The 14,274-nt window shown below is 50.8% G+C and carries 13 protein-coding genes, 1 other RNA gene and 3 pseudogenes; 12 read left to right on the top strand and 5 right to left on the bottom strand.

The window, feature by feature from the left end; translation table 11 throughout:
• Nucleotides 1-372 precede the first annotated feature (372 nt).
• From ompA to istB, 7 genes are all read left to right on the top strand, one after another.
• A complete protein-coding gene (gene ompA / locus QN359_RS10245; RefSeq protein WP_322249429.1) occupies nucleotides 373-1,035 on the top strand; it encodes an outer membrane protein OmpA in 663 nt (220 codons plus the stop codon).
• Between the two features lie 189 nt (nucleotides 1,036-1,224).
• Nucleotides 1,225-1,929, top strand: a complete 705-nt coding sequence (gene ubiG, locus QN359_RS10240) for a bifunctional 2-polyprenyl-6-hydroxyphenol methylase/3-demethylubiquinol 3-O-methyltransferase UbiG (protein WP_323493278.1) — start codon at nucleotides 1,225-1,227, stop codon at nucleotides 1,927-1,929.
• 47 nt (nucleotides 1,930-1,976) lie between these two features.
• Nucleotides 1,977-2,690: an HAD-IA family hydrolase gene (locus QN359_RS10235; protein WP_322249430.1), complete on the top strand. Its 714-nt coding sequence runs from the start codon at nucleotides 1,977-1,979 to the stop codon at nucleotides 2,688-2,690.
• A gap of 9 nt (nucleotides 2,691-2,699) precedes the next feature.
• Nucleotides 2,700-3,060, top strand: a transfer-messenger RNA (tmRNA) gene (gene ssrA, locus QN359_RS10230).
• 91 nt (nucleotides 3,061-3,151) lie between these two features.
• Nucleotides 3,152-4,642 (top strand): site-specific integrase, encoded by a 1,491-nt coding sequence (locus QN359_RS10225; RefSeq protein WP_322249431.1) that lies wholly within the window; start codon nucleotides 3,152-3,154, stop codon nucleotides 4,640-4,642.
• A gap of 223 nt (nucleotides 4,643-4,865) precedes the next feature.
• Entirely contained in the window at nucleotides 4,866-6,383 is a 1,518-nt protein-coding gene (gene istA / locus QN359_RS10220; RefSeq protein ID WP_322249432.1) for an IS21 family transposase, read from the top strand.
• Entirely contained in the window at nucleotides 6,383-7,189 is an 807-nt protein-coding gene (istB, locus tag QN359_RS10215) for an IS21-like element helper ATPase IstB (protein WP_322249433.1), read from the top strand. The genes istA and istB overlap by 1 nt, the downstream gene beginning before the upstream one ends.
• A 210-nt stretch (nucleotides 7,190-7,399) precedes the next feature.
• On the opposite strand, the pseudogene QN359_RS10210 reads toward istB, so the two are convergent.
• From QN359_RS10210 to QN359_RS10195, 4 genes and pseudogenes are all read right to left on the bottom strand, one after another.
• A pseudogene (locus tag QN359_RS10210) lies at nucleotides 7,400-7,996 on the bottom strand (DUF4158 domain-containing protein); the annotation flags it as partial.
• Nucleotides 7,997-7,999: 3 nt separating this feature from the next.
• Entirely contained in the window at nucleotides 8,000-8,578 is a 579-nt protein-coding gene (locus QN359_RS10205; RefSeq protein ID WP_322249434.1) for a recombinase family protein, read from the bottom strand.
• 343 nt (nucleotides 8,579-8,921) lie between these two features.
• On the bottom strand, nucleotides 8,922-10,148 hold the full coding sequence (locus QN359_RS10200; RefSeq protein WP_322249435.1) for an MFS transporter: 1,227 nt from the start codon (nucleotides 10,146-10,148) through the stop codon (nucleotides 8,922-8,924).
• Nucleotides 10,142-10,801 (bottom strand): cupin domain-containing protein, encoded by a 660-nt coding sequence (locus QN359_RS10195; protein ID WP_322249436.1) that lies wholly within the window; start codon nucleotides 10,799-10,801, stop codon nucleotides 10,142-10,144. The genes QN359_RS10200 and QN359_RS10195 overlap by 7 nt, the downstream gene beginning before the upstream one ends.
• Nucleotides 10,802-10,880: 79 nt before the next feature.
• On the opposite strand from QN359_RS10195, the gene QN359_RS20080 reads away from it, so the two are divergent.
• On the top strand, nucleotides 10,881-11,324 hold the full coding sequence (locus tag QN359_RS20080) for a MarR family winged helix-turn-helix transcriptional regulator (protein WP_369124408.1): 444 nt from the start codon (nucleotides 10,881-10,883) through the stop codon (nucleotides 11,322-11,324).
• A 26-nt stretch (nucleotides 11,325-11,350) separates the two neighbouring features.
• On the opposite strand, the pseudogene QN359_RS10190 reads toward QN359_RS20080, so the two are convergent.
• Nucleotides 11,351-11,536 (bottom strand): annotated as a pseudogene (locus tag QN359_RS10190) (NCS2 family permease); the annotation flags it as partial.
• A gap of 126 nt (nucleotides 11,537-11,662) precedes the next feature.
• On the opposite strand from QN359_RS10190, the gene QN359_RS10185 reads away from it, so the two are divergent.
• The 4 genes and pseudogenes from QN359_RS10185 to QN359_RS10170 form a co-directional block, all read left to right on the top strand.
• A complete protein-coding gene (locus tag QN359_RS10185) occupies nucleotides 11,663-11,878 on the top strand; it encodes a hypothetical protein (protein ID WP_323493385.1) in 216 nt (71 codons plus the stop codon).
• Nucleotides 11,879-11,925: 47 nt separating this feature from the next.
• On the top strand, nucleotides 11,926-12,285 hold the full coding sequence (locus tag QN359_RS10180) for a nuclear transport factor 2 family protein (protein WP_323493384.1): 360 nt from the start codon (nucleotides 11,926-11,928) through the stop codon (nucleotides 12,283-12,285).
• A 586-nt stretch (nucleotides 12,286-12,871) separates the two neighbouring features.
• Complete coding sequence (locus QN359_RS10175; RefSeq protein ID WP_322249438.1) at nucleotides 12,872-13,687, top strand: SDR family oxidoreductase; 816 nt, start codon at nucleotides 12,872-12,874, stop codon at nucleotides 13,685-13,687.
• A gap of 387 nt (nucleotides 13,688-14,074) precedes the next feature.
• Nucleotides 14,075-14,274, top strand: a pseudogene (locus tag QN359_RS10170) (IS21 family transposase); the annotation flags it as partial.

The raw sequence follows: 14,274 nt of genomic DNA, 5'->3' as shown, positions 1-14,274 counted from the left end.
GCGCATGAATTTGCCGCAAAGCACAAACATTAGAGCGCCGGCGCAATTAACTTCGCCAGCTACGCGCGATTGCACATGATACAGATCAATTTCTCTGCAGAAAAATAATTATAATAAAATGACATCAATCGGCTTACTACCGAGAAACTGCCTGCATTATGTTGCCAAATCACGACATATTTAACCATGCCTTACTTTACCGACATAGCGACAGCAGTTACAAAGCCATGAAATATGGCAGAATATCGAAGATTGACGAAAAGCCTGTTTAGTGAAATAGTATTGTGATCAAGCACGTGGTATTATCTGGTTTTTATGCAGTAATTTGCGCAGTGTATCTGCGGTAATTCAATCTCACTCGAGAGGAGAAATATGAAAATTTTAGTTAAGCTCGTTATCGCAGCGTCCGCAGTGGCATCCTTTTCTGCTTCCGCACAACAACAAGACATCAAAGCAAGCACACCAACAAGTGCTTACGTCCAAGACAGCCGTGGTGTTGTTGCACGTGATCCGTTCGGTCTGTGCTGGCGCACTGGCTTCTGGACACCAGCTGATGCATTGCCAGGTTGCGATGCACCATTGGTAGCCGAAGCCGCTCCTGCTCCAGCTCCTGCCCCAGCTCCTGTTGTCACTCCTGCACCAGCTCCGAAAGTGATCGTTCCTGTTGTTACTTCGGAAAAAGTCAGTTTTGCTGCCAGCGCACTGTTTGATTTCGATAAAGCTGTACTGAAATCAGAAGGCAAAAAACAACTGGACGACATGGCTTCGAAATTGCAAGCTATCAACCTGGAAGTAGTTGTTGCTGTTGGTCACACTGACTCCGTCGGTTCCGCTGCTTATAACCAAAAATTGTCTATCCGTCGTGCTGAAGCAGTCAAAGCATATCTGGTAAGCAAAGGTATCGCAGCCAACCGTGTTTACACTGAAGGCAAAGGCGAAAAACAACCTGTTGCTGACAATAAAACAGCCGATGGCCGCAGCAAAAACCGTCGCGTGGAAATCGAAGTTGTTGGTACCCGCAGCGTAAGCAAATAAGCATTAAGTTCTGACAAAACCTGGTTTTGTTTCAGGAAAAAACCCCGCCACGGCGGGGTTTTTTATTGCCCGATAACTACATACAAACTACCCATCCCGCTCAACGACACACGTCAACAATGCGGCCGACGCGAGTATGGCCTACAATACGGTCTTTGCCCTTCGCACCACGGTGCACAGCGATCACTCATGTCTACTCTCAACGCCGACCCAGCAGAAATTCAAAAATTCAGTGACCTCGCCCATCGTTGGTGGGATCCGAGCTCAGAATTCCGTCCGCTCCATGACATCAACCCGCTGCGTCTGGAATGGATCAACCACCTCGCGCCACTGGCAGGCAAGCAAGTTATTGATATTGGCTGCGGTGGCGGTATTCTGGCCGAATCCATGGCCAACAAAGGCGCACTCGTGACTGGCATCGACCTGTCCGAGAAAGCCCTCAAGGTAGCCGATCTGCACGGCTTGGAATCCGGCGTCAAGGTGCGCTACCAAAAAATCGCCGCCGAAGAAATGGCCGAAGCCGAAACGGCTCAGTACGACATCGTCACTTGCATGGAAATGCTGGAACACGTGCCCGATCCCGCCTCAGTGATCCGCGCTTGCGCGCGCTTAGTCAAACCAGGTGGGCGGGTGTTTTTTTCCACCCTCAACCGTAACGTCAAATCGTACTTGTTCGCTATCATCGGTGCCGAATACCTGCTGCAACTACTACCCAAGGGCACCCATGATTACGCAAAATTCATCACCCCGGCCGAACTGATACAAGACGTACGTAACGCCGGCCTGGAATTACAGGCCATCAAAGGCATGAGCTACAATCCGCTGAGTAAGATCTACAGCCTCAACCAAGATACCAGCGTCAATTACATGATTGCCTGCACTCGCCCGCTCTGAGTCCACCCGCACGGGCTGCTACAGCCCGTGCCTACCACCAAGGCCCAATGCATAATCCCCAAGCCATACTATTCGATCTCGACGGCACCCTTGCCGATACCGCGCCCGACCTGGCCGCCGCCATCAACGTCATGCGCGAACGCCGCGATCTGCCTCCCGCCCATTACCAAAGCCTGCGCCCGCACGCTTCAGCCGGTGCACGCGGCCTGCTCGCGGCCGGTTTCCAACTCACCCCCGACGACCCAACGTATGAAGCGATGCGCATGGAATTTCTCGATCAATACGCCGCCTCCATTGCCGAGCACAGCCAATTGTTTGAGCACATCCCGGCACTCTTGCACGGTCTCGACTCGCTCGGCATTGCCTGGGGCATCGTCACCAACAAAGCCATGCGCTTCACCCAGCCGCTCATTCCCCTGCTTGAGCTTGAACAAGCACGCTGTGTGATTTCCGGTGACACGACGGCACACCCGAAACCGCATCCCGCACCTTTATTCGAAGCTGCGCGACAGCTTGGCATTGCCGCCAAGGATTGTTGGTACGTCGGCGATGACCTGCGCGACATCGAAGCCGCCGCAGCCGCCGAGATGACCAGCATCGCCGCCGCCTGGGGCTATTGTGGCGCGACCACACCACGACAATGGAATGCCGACGCCATCGTCGATAGCCCGCTGGAATTGCTGGAACTGATACGCGCCAAGCATGAACAAGCTTGTGAAGCTGAAAGCAACAACACGGTTGACAAAATTGCGCTATACTAGCAGAGCTTAGGGGTCGACCAGGTTTCGACAGGGGTTGCAAAGCAGCGCAGGGCATACCGAGGCCAGACTACCTCGTAAATACAATCTGAACATTTACAACTGCAAACGATAATTCGTACGCATTAGCCGCGTAATACCGGCTAACCTTACACCACCTCGTCCATAGGGTGGGCTGGCAACAGCAGTAAGGACATTCATATGGAATCGTCTCAGGCCGGGTAACTTGGTCAGGGCTTAAATAATAGGTTACTCGTCTGTCCCAAGCGCGTGCGTCCGCGTGGTACGGGTTAAATCAAATGGCAGCACTAAGTATGTAGAACTGTCTGTAGAGTGCTTCTGGACGCGGGTTCGATTCCCGCCGACTCCACCAATTTTCACCGTAACCCATTGATTTATATAGACTAGAGCTATGTAAATTGATGGGTTTTTACCCTTCAAGTGAGACGGTCAGTGAGACCGTCATGCTCAAAATAAACCACTTATGTGTGTCACGCCACGGCGTGTTCTATCTCCGCGTCTACCATCAAGGTAAGTCGCAAAAATTTTCTTTGCGCACAAAAGACCCAACTAGAGCTAGAATTATTGCTCTGACATTTAATCTAAAAAAACATATGGCAATACAATCGGCATCATCCAAACCTGACTTGTCTGACTTGAATATCGATATTGATAACATCAAGCAATGGAAGGAAAAGACACATTCCGATGGTACGGTCGAGGTCGAAACGACCAGTTCAGCCGATGCCGCCGAGTACAGAGCCTATCGCAAAGAAGAACGCGACCACGAAATTGCTCTGAAGCTTTTAGAACAGGAAAATCTAAAAATAGAAGCTGCTGAACGAGCCATGCGAGAAACACGGATTCAGACAGAACAAAACATCATCACAAAAATCCTCAACCAACCAGCACCCGCACAGACTGAGTTACCCCTGCTTTCGGCGATGATTGATGCCTATATTGACGAAGAAATAACCGATCAGACGATAAAATCACGGCGAAACAAGCGTTCTCAGTTTCATCACTTCATGAAATTTGCTGGTGATCGACGTGTTAACAAATTTGAAGATCAAGACGTAATGGCGTACCGCAAGCACCTGCAAGCTACACAAATTCAGAAAAAAACCATCAACAAAAAAATCGGTGCTCTGACGGAGTTATTCAGAACAGCACAAGGCTGGAATCAGCGCATCGAATTTTATAATCCATTTGAGGGCAAGCTATTTCCCAAAGTCGAAAAAGAAGTATCTTACCTGGCATTCAACTCCGAGCAAATTGATCAGATATTTTCAAAAGAGACATATTGCAATTTTAACAATCTAAAGCCGAACTACTACTGGCTACCATTTCTTGCCCTTTATACAGGTGCACGACTTGAAGAGCTTGCTTCGCTAGAAATCAAGAATATAAAACAGGAGGACGGAATCTGGTATTTTGATATTCCTCGCATGAAAAACGATAACTCGGAACGTAAAGTGCCGTTGCACAAGGAAATTATTAACAGTGGATTTCTGGACTACGTGGAAACTGTGCGCAAACGCAACGAACAATTGCTATTTCCAGAACTGAAAAAGGAACCAAAATATGACGCTAAGACCGGCGAACTTATTCCACCTTCCAATTATGGAAAGAATCCATCTCGGCGATTTGGGGAGTATATGGACTCGATCAATTTATCTGATCCGCAACTTGTATTCCATTCGTTCAGGCATACATTTATTTCATCGATATCAACGACCAGCAACAACATTATCTTGAACATGGCGTTGGTCGGACATATTGATGCCAACATTTTGACCGCCATTGGTGTCAGCAGAAAGATTGTCGAGTCTGCACATGCTGAAAACTACCAGCACCAAAAACCGTTAAAAGTACTCAAAGCCGCGATCGATGAATTTGATTTTAAGTTAAAAGTACCGTTTGCCTTTGGATTGTACGGCAACCGTCGAAAGTAATATTACAGAAAATATGCAGTTGCAGGTCACGGGCACTGAAGAACAACCTTAAAATAAATTGAAAGGCTCCCGCCACAGCGGCAGGCACATTTGGCACGCTCATGACCCCTGTTGCCGCCGACCGAAAATTGACCCACTAACAGGAGTTATGCCGACTCAAAATTGACCCAGGTGTTCTACTTACCCTGCCTAATAGTTAGGCAGGGAGAAAAAGGTGATCACTATGGACATGTTAGGCAAGATACGGCGGATGTTTTTACGCGACAAACTGTCGCTGCATGAAATTTCCAGGCGCACAGGTCTGTCGCGCAATACGATACGCACCTGGCTCAGGAAACCAGAAGGTGAATTATCAGTTCCATCCTACCGGCGCGGACTTGGGCCGCTGAAACTCAGTCCTTATCATGCCGAATTGGAGCAAGCTCTCAAAGCGGATGCACATCGCCTCAAACAAGACCGGCGAACCGCCAAAGCTCTGTTTACTCAAATCAAGGGCCAAGGTTACGACGGTAGTTATAGTGGCGTCACCGATTTCATCCGTGACTGGCGCGGCCGTGAAGGCAAAGCACCTCATGCCTTTGTGCCATTAAAATTTGAACTGGGTGAAGCCTTTCAGTTCGACTGGAGCGAAGAAGGTTTAGTCATCGGCGGCGTATATCGGCGCATGCAGGTGTCCCATCTCAAACTGTGCGCCAGCCGTGCGTTCTGGTTGGTTGCGTATCCCAGCCAGGGCCATGAAATGCTGTTTGATGCCCACACCCGGTCCTTCACGGCGCTGGGTGGCATTCCCCGGCGCGGCATTTACGACAACATGAAGACGGCCGTCGACAAGGTCAACAAAAGCAAAGGCCGCACGGTCAATGCTCGCTTTGCCGTGATGTGCGCCCACTATTTGTTTGATTCCGATTTCTGCAATGTGGCGTCAGGTTGGGAGAAAGGCATCGTCGAAAAGAACGTGCAAGACAGCCGACGGCGAATCTGGATCGAGGCGCAGCAACGTCAATTCTCATCCTTTGCCGAGCTCAATGTCTGGCTGGGCGAACGCTGCCGTGCTCTCTGGAGTGAGTTGCGACACCCAGAGCATGATGCGTTTAGTGTGGCAGAAATGCTGGAACATGAGCGCGCTGAAATGATGCCGATGCCAGCACCATTTGACGGTTACGTTGAGAAACTGGCGCGTGTATCATCAACCTGCTTGATCAGCGCGCACCGCAATCGATACTCCGTCCCCTGCGAATTGGCCGGTCAACTGGTCAGCACGCGTCTCTATCCCAACCACGTCAGCGTCATCGCCAATGATGTCATCGTTGCCCGTCATCTCCGGTTAACGGAACGTGCGCTGATTTGCTATGACTGGCAACACTACATCCCTCTAATCCAGCGTAAGCCCGGCGCACTTCGAAACGGCGCACCCTTTGCAGACATGCCAGCGCCTTTGATGCGATTGAAACAAGGGTTGATGCGTCATGCAGGCGGTGACCGGATTATGGCGCAAGTATTGGCCACCGTGCCGACTGTAGGGTTGGATGTCGTGCTGGTTGCGGTTGAGTTGGTCAACGAATCCGGCGCGCTCAGTGCTGAACACATTCTGAATGTATTGGCCAGATTAGATGGAAGCCCAGTATCAGAGACTGTCGAAACCAGTCTGGAATTAAAAGAAGCGCCAGTAGCAAATACTGAGCGCTATGACAGCTTACGAGAGCTGGATGACGTCACAACCAGCACACAGGGAGAGCAATAATGAACAACATCACAGCAGAATTAAATTCCTTACGCCTGCACGGCATGTCCAGCGCCTGGGCAGAATTGGTAACGCAGGGCACCACACCCACAGAGCCGCTCCAATGGATTATTGAACATCTTCTAAAGGCTGAATTTACAGAGCGCGGCATGAAATCAATACGTCATCAAATGGCCATGGCCAAGTTTCCGGTACATCGTGATCTGGCCGGATTTGACTTTAGCTCATCCAGTGTCGATCAGGTGCTGGTCAAACAACTGGCCACATTGGCGTTTACGGACACAGCACAGAACGCGGTATTTATTGGTGGGCCAGGTACAGGCAAGACCCACATTGCTACGGCCATTGCTGTCTCTGGCATTACCACAAAAGGAAAACGGGTTCGTTTTTATTCGACCGTGGATCTAGTCAATCTACTGGAAAAGGAAAAACGGGACGGCAAGGCAGGACGACTTGCGCTGCAGATGAGTCGTTTGGACCTCGTCATTCTGGATGAACTAGGTTACCTCCCATTCAGCCAGGTTGGTGGTGCGTTACTGTTCCACCTGCTCTCTAAATTGTACGAACATACCAGCGTGATCATCACGACCAACCTCAGCTTCTCGGAATGGTCTAGTGTATTTGGTGATGCCAAGATGACGACAGCGTTGTTGGATCGACTGACGCATCACTGCCATATCGTCGAAACGGGTAACGAATCCTACCGTTTCCATCACAGCAGTTCGGCAGCCAAAGTCAGAATTCAATCGCGTGAACAAGGGCGCAAGGGAGGAGGAAAAGCAGAAAAGGAAGAAGAGGCACGTTAAGTTTGCGCGCGGGGTAGTCACTTCGGGCTACGCCCGAAGTGACTACCCCGCAACTACTTAACCTGGGTAACACGACAAATGAATAGGTTAAAAACCAACTGTTTGTTAGACTTATCCACAATTGCTGGTTCACAAAACAGCAACTCGCCCTGGGTCAATATTCAATCGGCAGGGTGGGTCAATATTCAGTCGGCGCCAACAGTGCGGCGCAACGTTGAGCAGATTATCCAATCCCCGCAGGTGATGCGGCTGTAGCGGCTCCAGTAATGCCCGATAGATGCGGCGGTTGGCGCGCGTCACGGCTTCCGCGCAGGCCCGCTCAATCACCGCCAGAGTCGGTAGAATGATATTACGCTGCCGTAATGTCTCCAAGGCTTGGGCTGCGAGCACCAACCCTTTATCGGTCTGCATGGCGAGATCTGCAAGGCTATGCGCCAGCTTGCGAAAATCCGGCAGGCCGAACGCGGACAGGCTAAGGTAGGCGCGCAATTCCTGAAAGTGTTCGCGTCGGGTCTGATCGCGCACGCCATACTGCGACCAAGCGGCGGCATCGCTTTGTATCTGGCGGGATATCCACTGGATGATCGGGGCCGGCACCGGCATGTCGACCGCCAGCGCATAGCCCGGATAGCGCAGCAGGCACAACTGAACGGCGAAGCCGAGCCGGTTGGCGTCGCCTCGACGCTGCCGAATCAAGGACAAATCGGACTCAGTGAAGCTGTAATGCTGAATTAGGTCGTCCTGGCTTTCCGGGAGTGCCAGCAGGCTGTCCCGCTCCGTCGCGGAAAGTATGGATCGGCGCGGCATGCGTTACGTTTTCCCGGTTCCGCCGATTCGTGCGATCGTTTCAATCAGCGTGGTGCGCTTGACTCCGAAGGTTCGACATACAGCAGCCTTGGACATGCCACCGTTCAGGGCGGCAACAATGGAGTCCAGCTTCTCACCGGTGATCGCTGGCGGACGGCCACCTACACGGCCGCGCCGGCGCGCGGCTGCGAGCCCGGCGGTCACGCGCTCCTTGGTCAAGCCGCGTTCGTACTGGGCGAGCGCGCCGAACACATGGAACAGCAATTCGCCTGACGCTGTCGTGGTGTCCATGCCTTCGGTGAGGGAACGAAAAGCAACCTGTGTGTCTTTCAGCGTGTTCACGATGGTGAGCAAGTTCGGCAGCGAACGTCCAAGCCGGTCTAGCTTCCAGACAACGAGCACGTCACCAGGCCGCACGAATTCAAGCGCCTGGACCAAGCCGGGCCGATCATCCTTGGCACCGGAAGCGCGATCTTCATACAGGTGCCGGGCATCGACACCCGCCGCCAGCAGCGCGTCGCGCTGCAAATCGGTGTTTTGACGGTCCGACTCGGACGAAACTCGCATGTACCCGATAAGCATATACGGAAAACCTATGCAGTGTGGTTGGCGTATGCTAACTCATGACGACATAGTTTTCCGCATATTTTTTACGCCTTCACACGCCTTCACGTGTAAGCTTCCGGTGTCGCCTGTCGATCTGTCGCCAAACACTTGTTTTCCGACTGGTTGTATTCCGCACTGAGCGGACTTGACTAAGATTTCTCGGCCTCGCCTTCACTTATCTTGGTTAATCCGGTCAAGTGGCTAAAATAATAAAAATCAATGATTATGGCATCCTTTTAACGTTTTTTCGTGTGTTAACGATTATCGATATATGCCAAAGGTGGCAACTGCAAAGTTAGGGGTTTCTATAGGTAATTAATTATTGCGTCGCTAACGGCCAGACCCTATTAATGATAAACCCCACCATGAATAGTGTTGCACATGCTGAAATAGCAAAAAGGGAATATGCCCAGCCAGCGTACCATCCTCGATTTATTGCGACACCGGCAATGAGAGGGCCTAAAACGTTAAACATGGCCATAATTGAAGTGTTTAGCCCCATAATTGCTCCCTGCTGGCTGCGCGGCACTAAATTTGTTAGAGCCGCGGTGAGTGTAGGTCGGATTACCGATCCACCTAGACTGATTAAAATGATTGACGTCGCAAGTGTGACTAGAGTTTGCGCTGTACCGAGGATAATAAATCCCGACCCTAAAAATACAAAGCCCCAGACGCTGATCATTTTATCGTTAATAATTCTTCCGATTTTTTTTATTGCTACTAACTGAACGAATATATTGATTGCACCAGAACAAGCAAAGACGATTCCTATTTCCTTAGGACCGAAGGGCTGGCTGTGAAAGGAAAATCGTGAACTCAAGAACAGCGCGGCCTGTGAAATGTACATCGCCATAACCAGATAAAACGCCGCCAGTATTGCTAACACTTGCGGCAACCCGGCAATATCTCTGAACTTCCAAATAGAAATTTCTGCCTTTGTAACCGTAACGTTTGAGGGACGGGAAGTATTTTTGTTCAGCATCAGCCAAGTTGTAAAAAAACTCAACGCTGAAAGACAGGCAGCGCCCCAGATTGGAGCGGTTATTGAGTAACGCACCAAAACGCTGGAGAGTGATGGCCCGATCACCATTCCAACGCCAATCGCCGCACTGATAACCCCAATGGCCTGCTTCCGCGTTCGCTGCGTGCTATGATCTATTGCTAGTGCGGCAGCAACAGAAATATTTCCAGATGTAATTCCATCAATTATGCGTGCTATAAATAAGAGCCAAAGATTGTTAGCACATGCTAAAAGTATGAGGCTTAAAAATGTGCCGCATTGACTAACAAGCAGTATTGGCTTACGACCATGCTGATCGGATAACTGCCCAATCCAAGGTGCCGCGATAAATTGACTTAACGCGAATGATGCCACCAAGATACCTAATACGATGGGCGTGCATCCGAAATGAAGAGCATAGAAGGGAAGCAACGGCAATATAACTCCAGCTCCTATAGCGTCCACTGCCACAATAGCGAACAGCGGAATCATGATCTTGGAGTCGAGCTTTTCGACAATGGAAGTATCCACCTTCCAGGCTACCATGTCTTTGCATCGTCGAGGGTAATAAATCCATCTCCGTCGGTATCATACCTTTCAAAGGAATCTCGTAACATGATCGGCGCCTCGTCTTTCGAAAGCTTTCCATCCCGGTCGGCATCAAAATCAGCAAGAATTTTCTTAAAATTGTCGATCATGGCATTTCGCTCATTTCCTCCAGTTTTAATGTATTCGAAGGGATCAAGCATGTCACTAGGAGCGCCGCCAGAATGATTAGTCGGAAAAAAATCGACCATTTTCATCCGACCCGTGCCCAGCGAGACGATCGCGTGAGGAGTATTAGGTGGAACTCGGACGACACATGGTGCTTTGATTGGGAAAGTTTTACCATCGATTACGATAGCGCCTTCCCCCTCGACTAGTACGAAAATTTCTTCTACGCTATGCATGTGCGAAGGTGCACCATAACCACAGCCGACTTCAGATATCTGAACTGTAGCGTTATCCCAACCATAGTATCGACCTTCCATCTCAATGAAGTAGTCGCCGGTTTTTACGTCCCAAAAGTTGAACCCGGATTGGTTCTGCAGAACAAAAGGAAGCCCAAGGTTGTGGAAATTTCCCGGCGTCGTTTCTACAGGACGGTCTACTTGCGTAGCGGACGGGCTGGCATCCGCGTTAACGATCATTGCGTTCATAATGAAACCCTATATAATGTTGACGTATCTACACAATGCCTAAATTCTGTAGACATGTCAACATAAATTATAGGGGCATATGAAAAGTTCAGCTACAGCAGACCGGGATCTTTGGCGCAGCTTTCGCCAGACGTATGAAAAAATCAACTTCGTTATAGAACGCGAGTTGGTGCATTTAACCCAACTTTCTGGGGCAGATCACGGCATACTTTCTCGTCTTGCTGAGTCACCTGGCGCATCGTGCCGACAACAGGATTTGGCCAACTCGATGCGATGGGATAGGACGAGACTTTCCCACCACCTCCACCGAATGGAAGAAAGAGGTTTGGTTGAGCGTGAAAAGGTCACGTCAGCTGGGACGATTGTCAAGATTACAAACTATGGTGACGTGCTTCGGTTGGAGGCAGATCCTATACATGCAGCCATAGTGGCGAAGCATTTCACTTCAAAATTGTCTGCGGTACAGCGTGAAGCGTTTAGTAGGTTAAGCACAATCGTAGACAATGCAGAACAATGTCCCTAGGGAACCGCTGATTAATTACGCCTCGCGCTGCCCAGCGCGGCTGCCAGGCAGGTCGCGGCGAAGACGGCCGCTTTGGGCATGCCGGCACCGCCGAGGACGGTCGGATTGACGAAGGTGATGTAGGCCTTTGTCAGGAAAGTGGTCAGACCCGCGACCAGAGCGGTACGCACGTCGGTGAAGTGGGCATCGAGCTTGAAATATCGGTTCGGCATGGCAAACATTATGCACATGTCTCGGGCTCCGGCGTGTTGCCAGCGGTGCCAGCAACGTTTTCCCGTTATACTTGCTGATTTTCAATACTTTTATAGCCCCTCGGTTCCAACTTCCGAGTATTTTGGATGCACATTCGCGCTTACCTTTTAATGATGGCCACCGGGATTTTAGTTCCCGTCATCCTGGCTTCGGGAATGGCGCTGAACTTGCTGCAGAATGCCGAACGTGATGCCGCCCTTGGATCGCTGGGCGAAACCGCCAACAGCGTGGCCTTGCGGGTAGAGCGCGAGCTGTACAGCGCCGAGGCTGCCTTGAAGGTGCTGGCCGTATCGCCGAGCTAACTGCACAATATGCCCTTGGAGTCAACCAGGGCTGGGAGGGCGCCGCAGTGGATATCAACGCGCTTTCTGACATTTTCGCGCCCGATGCCGTTTGGCAAAGCCGGATGATGGGAGTTCGCGCCGCAGGTTTGGAGGCCATTGTCGTAGGCGTAGAAGAGGGAACCCGTGCAACCGACTTCGCGATGCACAGCTATACCAATCCCGTGATCCAGATCGATGGCGAAAGAGCGCATGCGCGTTGGCTACTATTCATCGCAAGCCGTCGTCATGCCGGGCCGCCCAATATGGTCTATCTAGAAGACGTTATCGGTTATGTGCGAACCGAGTCAGGCTGGCGTATCCAGTCAGTAGAACGTCGTTTCGGAATGGAACTGGTAGAAGACGCATCCTCGCATCGTAATGGCTGATGTTGCTGAAATCCTGTTTCAGAACCCCGCTTTGGCGGGGTTTTTGTTAATGCCCCAGACATGGCCCGCAGTGCTGCCAGACAGGGTGAAATGGTCAACGTCATCCACATAGGCCTGAACCAGATGGTGAGCTCCGAACCATTAGGATTCGGTCTTTTCAGCGAAGCACAAACGGACTCCTAACGCAATAGAAGGGTTCCAAGCACTAATCCATGAAAATTTCAGAACAGACTTGAAACCGAATATTGGTGCATTTTTTTCAAAGAAAATATCTTTTCGCGGACCCACAGTTACTAACTATAAATTTTCGCTGTTTTTAGTTACGAATATGCGCGAAAAACACTGTTGGTTTGCAATCTCATACGAAAACCTTCTAATCTTGGTTGCCCGATAGCAGTTTCTAAAAAATCCGTAGATTAGGGATTTGAACCCCGATCAGCAGTCCAAAATCTTCGCACGTGTGATTGGCGGACCAAATATGACGCGATATGTATGTGGATTGGCATCATTTGCCAGTTATCAGATATAAATAGTATTCTAAAATTCAGTTCGCCGTTAACACGCGGTTTTTTTGGAGAAGACTGAGATGAACAAAACCATTTTGATTACCGGTGCGAGCAGTGGCATTGGTAAAGCGACCGCTAAACATTTTTGTGCCCAAGGCTGGAACGTCGTCGCGACCATGCGCAATCCTGATCGGGAGAAGGAACTTAGTGCCCTCGAGAACACACTTGTCACGCGCCTTGACGTACTCGACAAGGAGTCAATCGATCAAGCGATGACCCGCGGTATCGAACGCTTTGGACGGATCGATGCATTGTTGAACAATGCCGGGTACGGTGCCTACGGGCCGCTCGAAGCGTTCGACATGGACAGAATTCGGCGTCAGTTCGACACCAATGTCATTGGTCTTCTTGCGGTTACCAAAGCGGTACTGCCTCACATGCGTAGTCACCGATCGGGCACGATTGTCAACATTTCGTCCATCGGTGGCAAGATGGCATTTCCATTGGGCGCGCTTTACCACGGTACAAAATTCGCCGTCGAAGGGCTGTCTGAAGCCCTCTACTACGAACTCGAAGCCATCGGTGTCAAAATGAAAATTGTTGAACCAGGCTTGATTCATACCGATTTTGGCGGTCGTTCCTTCGACTTCCGCAATGACGAGTCGATTGTTGAATATCAGCCTACGGTGCAACATCTGTTTTCCGCGTTTGGCTTCATGGCCCGGCAGGCATCGGCACCAGAGCTCGTGGCTGATGTGATCTTTGGCGCAGTAACCGACGGAACGAAGCAGCTTCGTTACACCGCTGGTGAGGACGCGCGGCAGTTTATCGCGAATCGCAAGTCTCAGGACGACGACACTTTCATCGGTGGGCTCAAGGCGCAGATGGGGCTCTGATAGGTGAAATACGCCACTGAGTTTCTCGTCCAGCCTGGCTGGAAACTAATGATTGCCGATATGGGGCTCAATCTAGCCGAGGTCCTTCGACGCGCCGATTTGCCGGGGAATTTATTTGCCCGTAAGGATTCCTGGGTATTCCGGAGGAACGTGACCAGTGATTCCGGCATCGTGACCAGTCATTCCATTTTAACGTGACCGCCCATTCCGGGCGAACGTGACCGATTTCATGCCTTTTGCGGAATCAGCGGTCACGATACCGGAATCAACGGTCACGATGCCGGAATGGCGTTGTACTGCCCAATAATAGTGTTACGCATTTTGCAATCTACCGGGTACGCTTCTAGCCTTTTGACTGGAGAAAGTGTGCCCGCACCAAGGATCAATATGCGTAAAATCAAGGATGTATTACGGCTTAAGCTTGACGCCAAACTGTCGCACCAACAGATCGCCGATGCGTTGGGGCTATCCAAGGGTGTCGTTACCAAGTACGTAGGCCTAGCTGCTGCCGCCGCTCTGGACTGGGCCGCAGTACAGAGCCTCGATGAGGCCGCGCTGGAGCGACGCCTGTTGGTTGGCTCCCAAAA

The sequence above is a fragment of the Undibacterium sp. 5I2 genome, from assembly GCF_035019605.1.
GTDB lineage: Bacteria > Pseudomonadota > Gammaproteobacteria > Burkholderiales > Burkholderiaceae_D > Undibacterium.
The sequence above is the reverse complement of the archived record's forward strand: the minus strand, read 5'-3'. Positions and strand labels throughout refer to the sequence as shown.

Bases quoted from the DNA above. Each gene is read 5' to 3' on its own strand.
- ompA (WP_322249429.1), top strand. From the start codon at position 373: ATGAAAATTTTAGTTAAGCTCGTTATCGCAGCGTCCGCAGTGGCATCC.
- ubiG (WP_323493278.1), top strand. From the start codon at position 1,225: ATGTCTACTCTCAACGCCGACCCAGCAGAAATTCAAAAATTCAGTGAC.
- QN359_RS10235 (WP_322249430.1), top strand. From the start codon at position 1,977: ATGCATAATCCCCAAGCCATACTATTCGATCTCGACGGCACCCTTGCC.
- QN359_RS10225 (WP_322249431.1), top strand. From the start codon at position 3,152: ATGCTCAAAATAAACCACTTATGTGTGTCACGCCACGGCGTGTTCTAT.
- istA (WP_322249432.1), top strand. From the start codon at position 4,866: ATGGACATGTTAGGCAAGATACGGCGGATGTTTTTACGCGACAAACTG.
- istB (WP_322249433.1), top strand. From the start codon at position 6,383: ATGAACAACATCACAGCAGAATTAAATTCCTTACGCCTGCACGGCATG.
- QN359_RS10205 (WP_322249434.1), bottom strand. From the start codon at position 8,578: ATGCTTATCGGGTACATGCGAGTTTCGTCCGAGTCGGACCGTCAAAAC.
- QN359_RS10200 (WP_322249435.1), bottom strand. From the start codon at position 10,148: ATGGTAGCCTGGAAGGTGGATACTTCCATTGTCGAAAAGCTCGACTCC.
- QN359_RS10195 (WP_322249436.1), bottom strand. From the start codon at position 10,801: ATGAACGCAATGATCGTTAACGCGGATGCCAGCCCGTCCGCTACGCAA.
- QN359_RS20080 (WP_369124408.1), top strand. From the start codon at position 10,881: ATGAAAAGTTCAGCTACAGCAGACCGGGATCTTTGGCGCAGCTTTCGC.
- QN359_RS10185 (WP_323493385.1), top strand. From the start codon at position 11,663: ATGCACATTCGCGCTTACCTTTTAATGATGGCCACCGGGATTTTAGTT.
- QN359_RS10175 (WP_322249438.1), top strand. From the start codon at position 12,872: ATGAACAAAACCATTTTGATTACCGGTGCGAGCAGTGGCATTGGTAAA.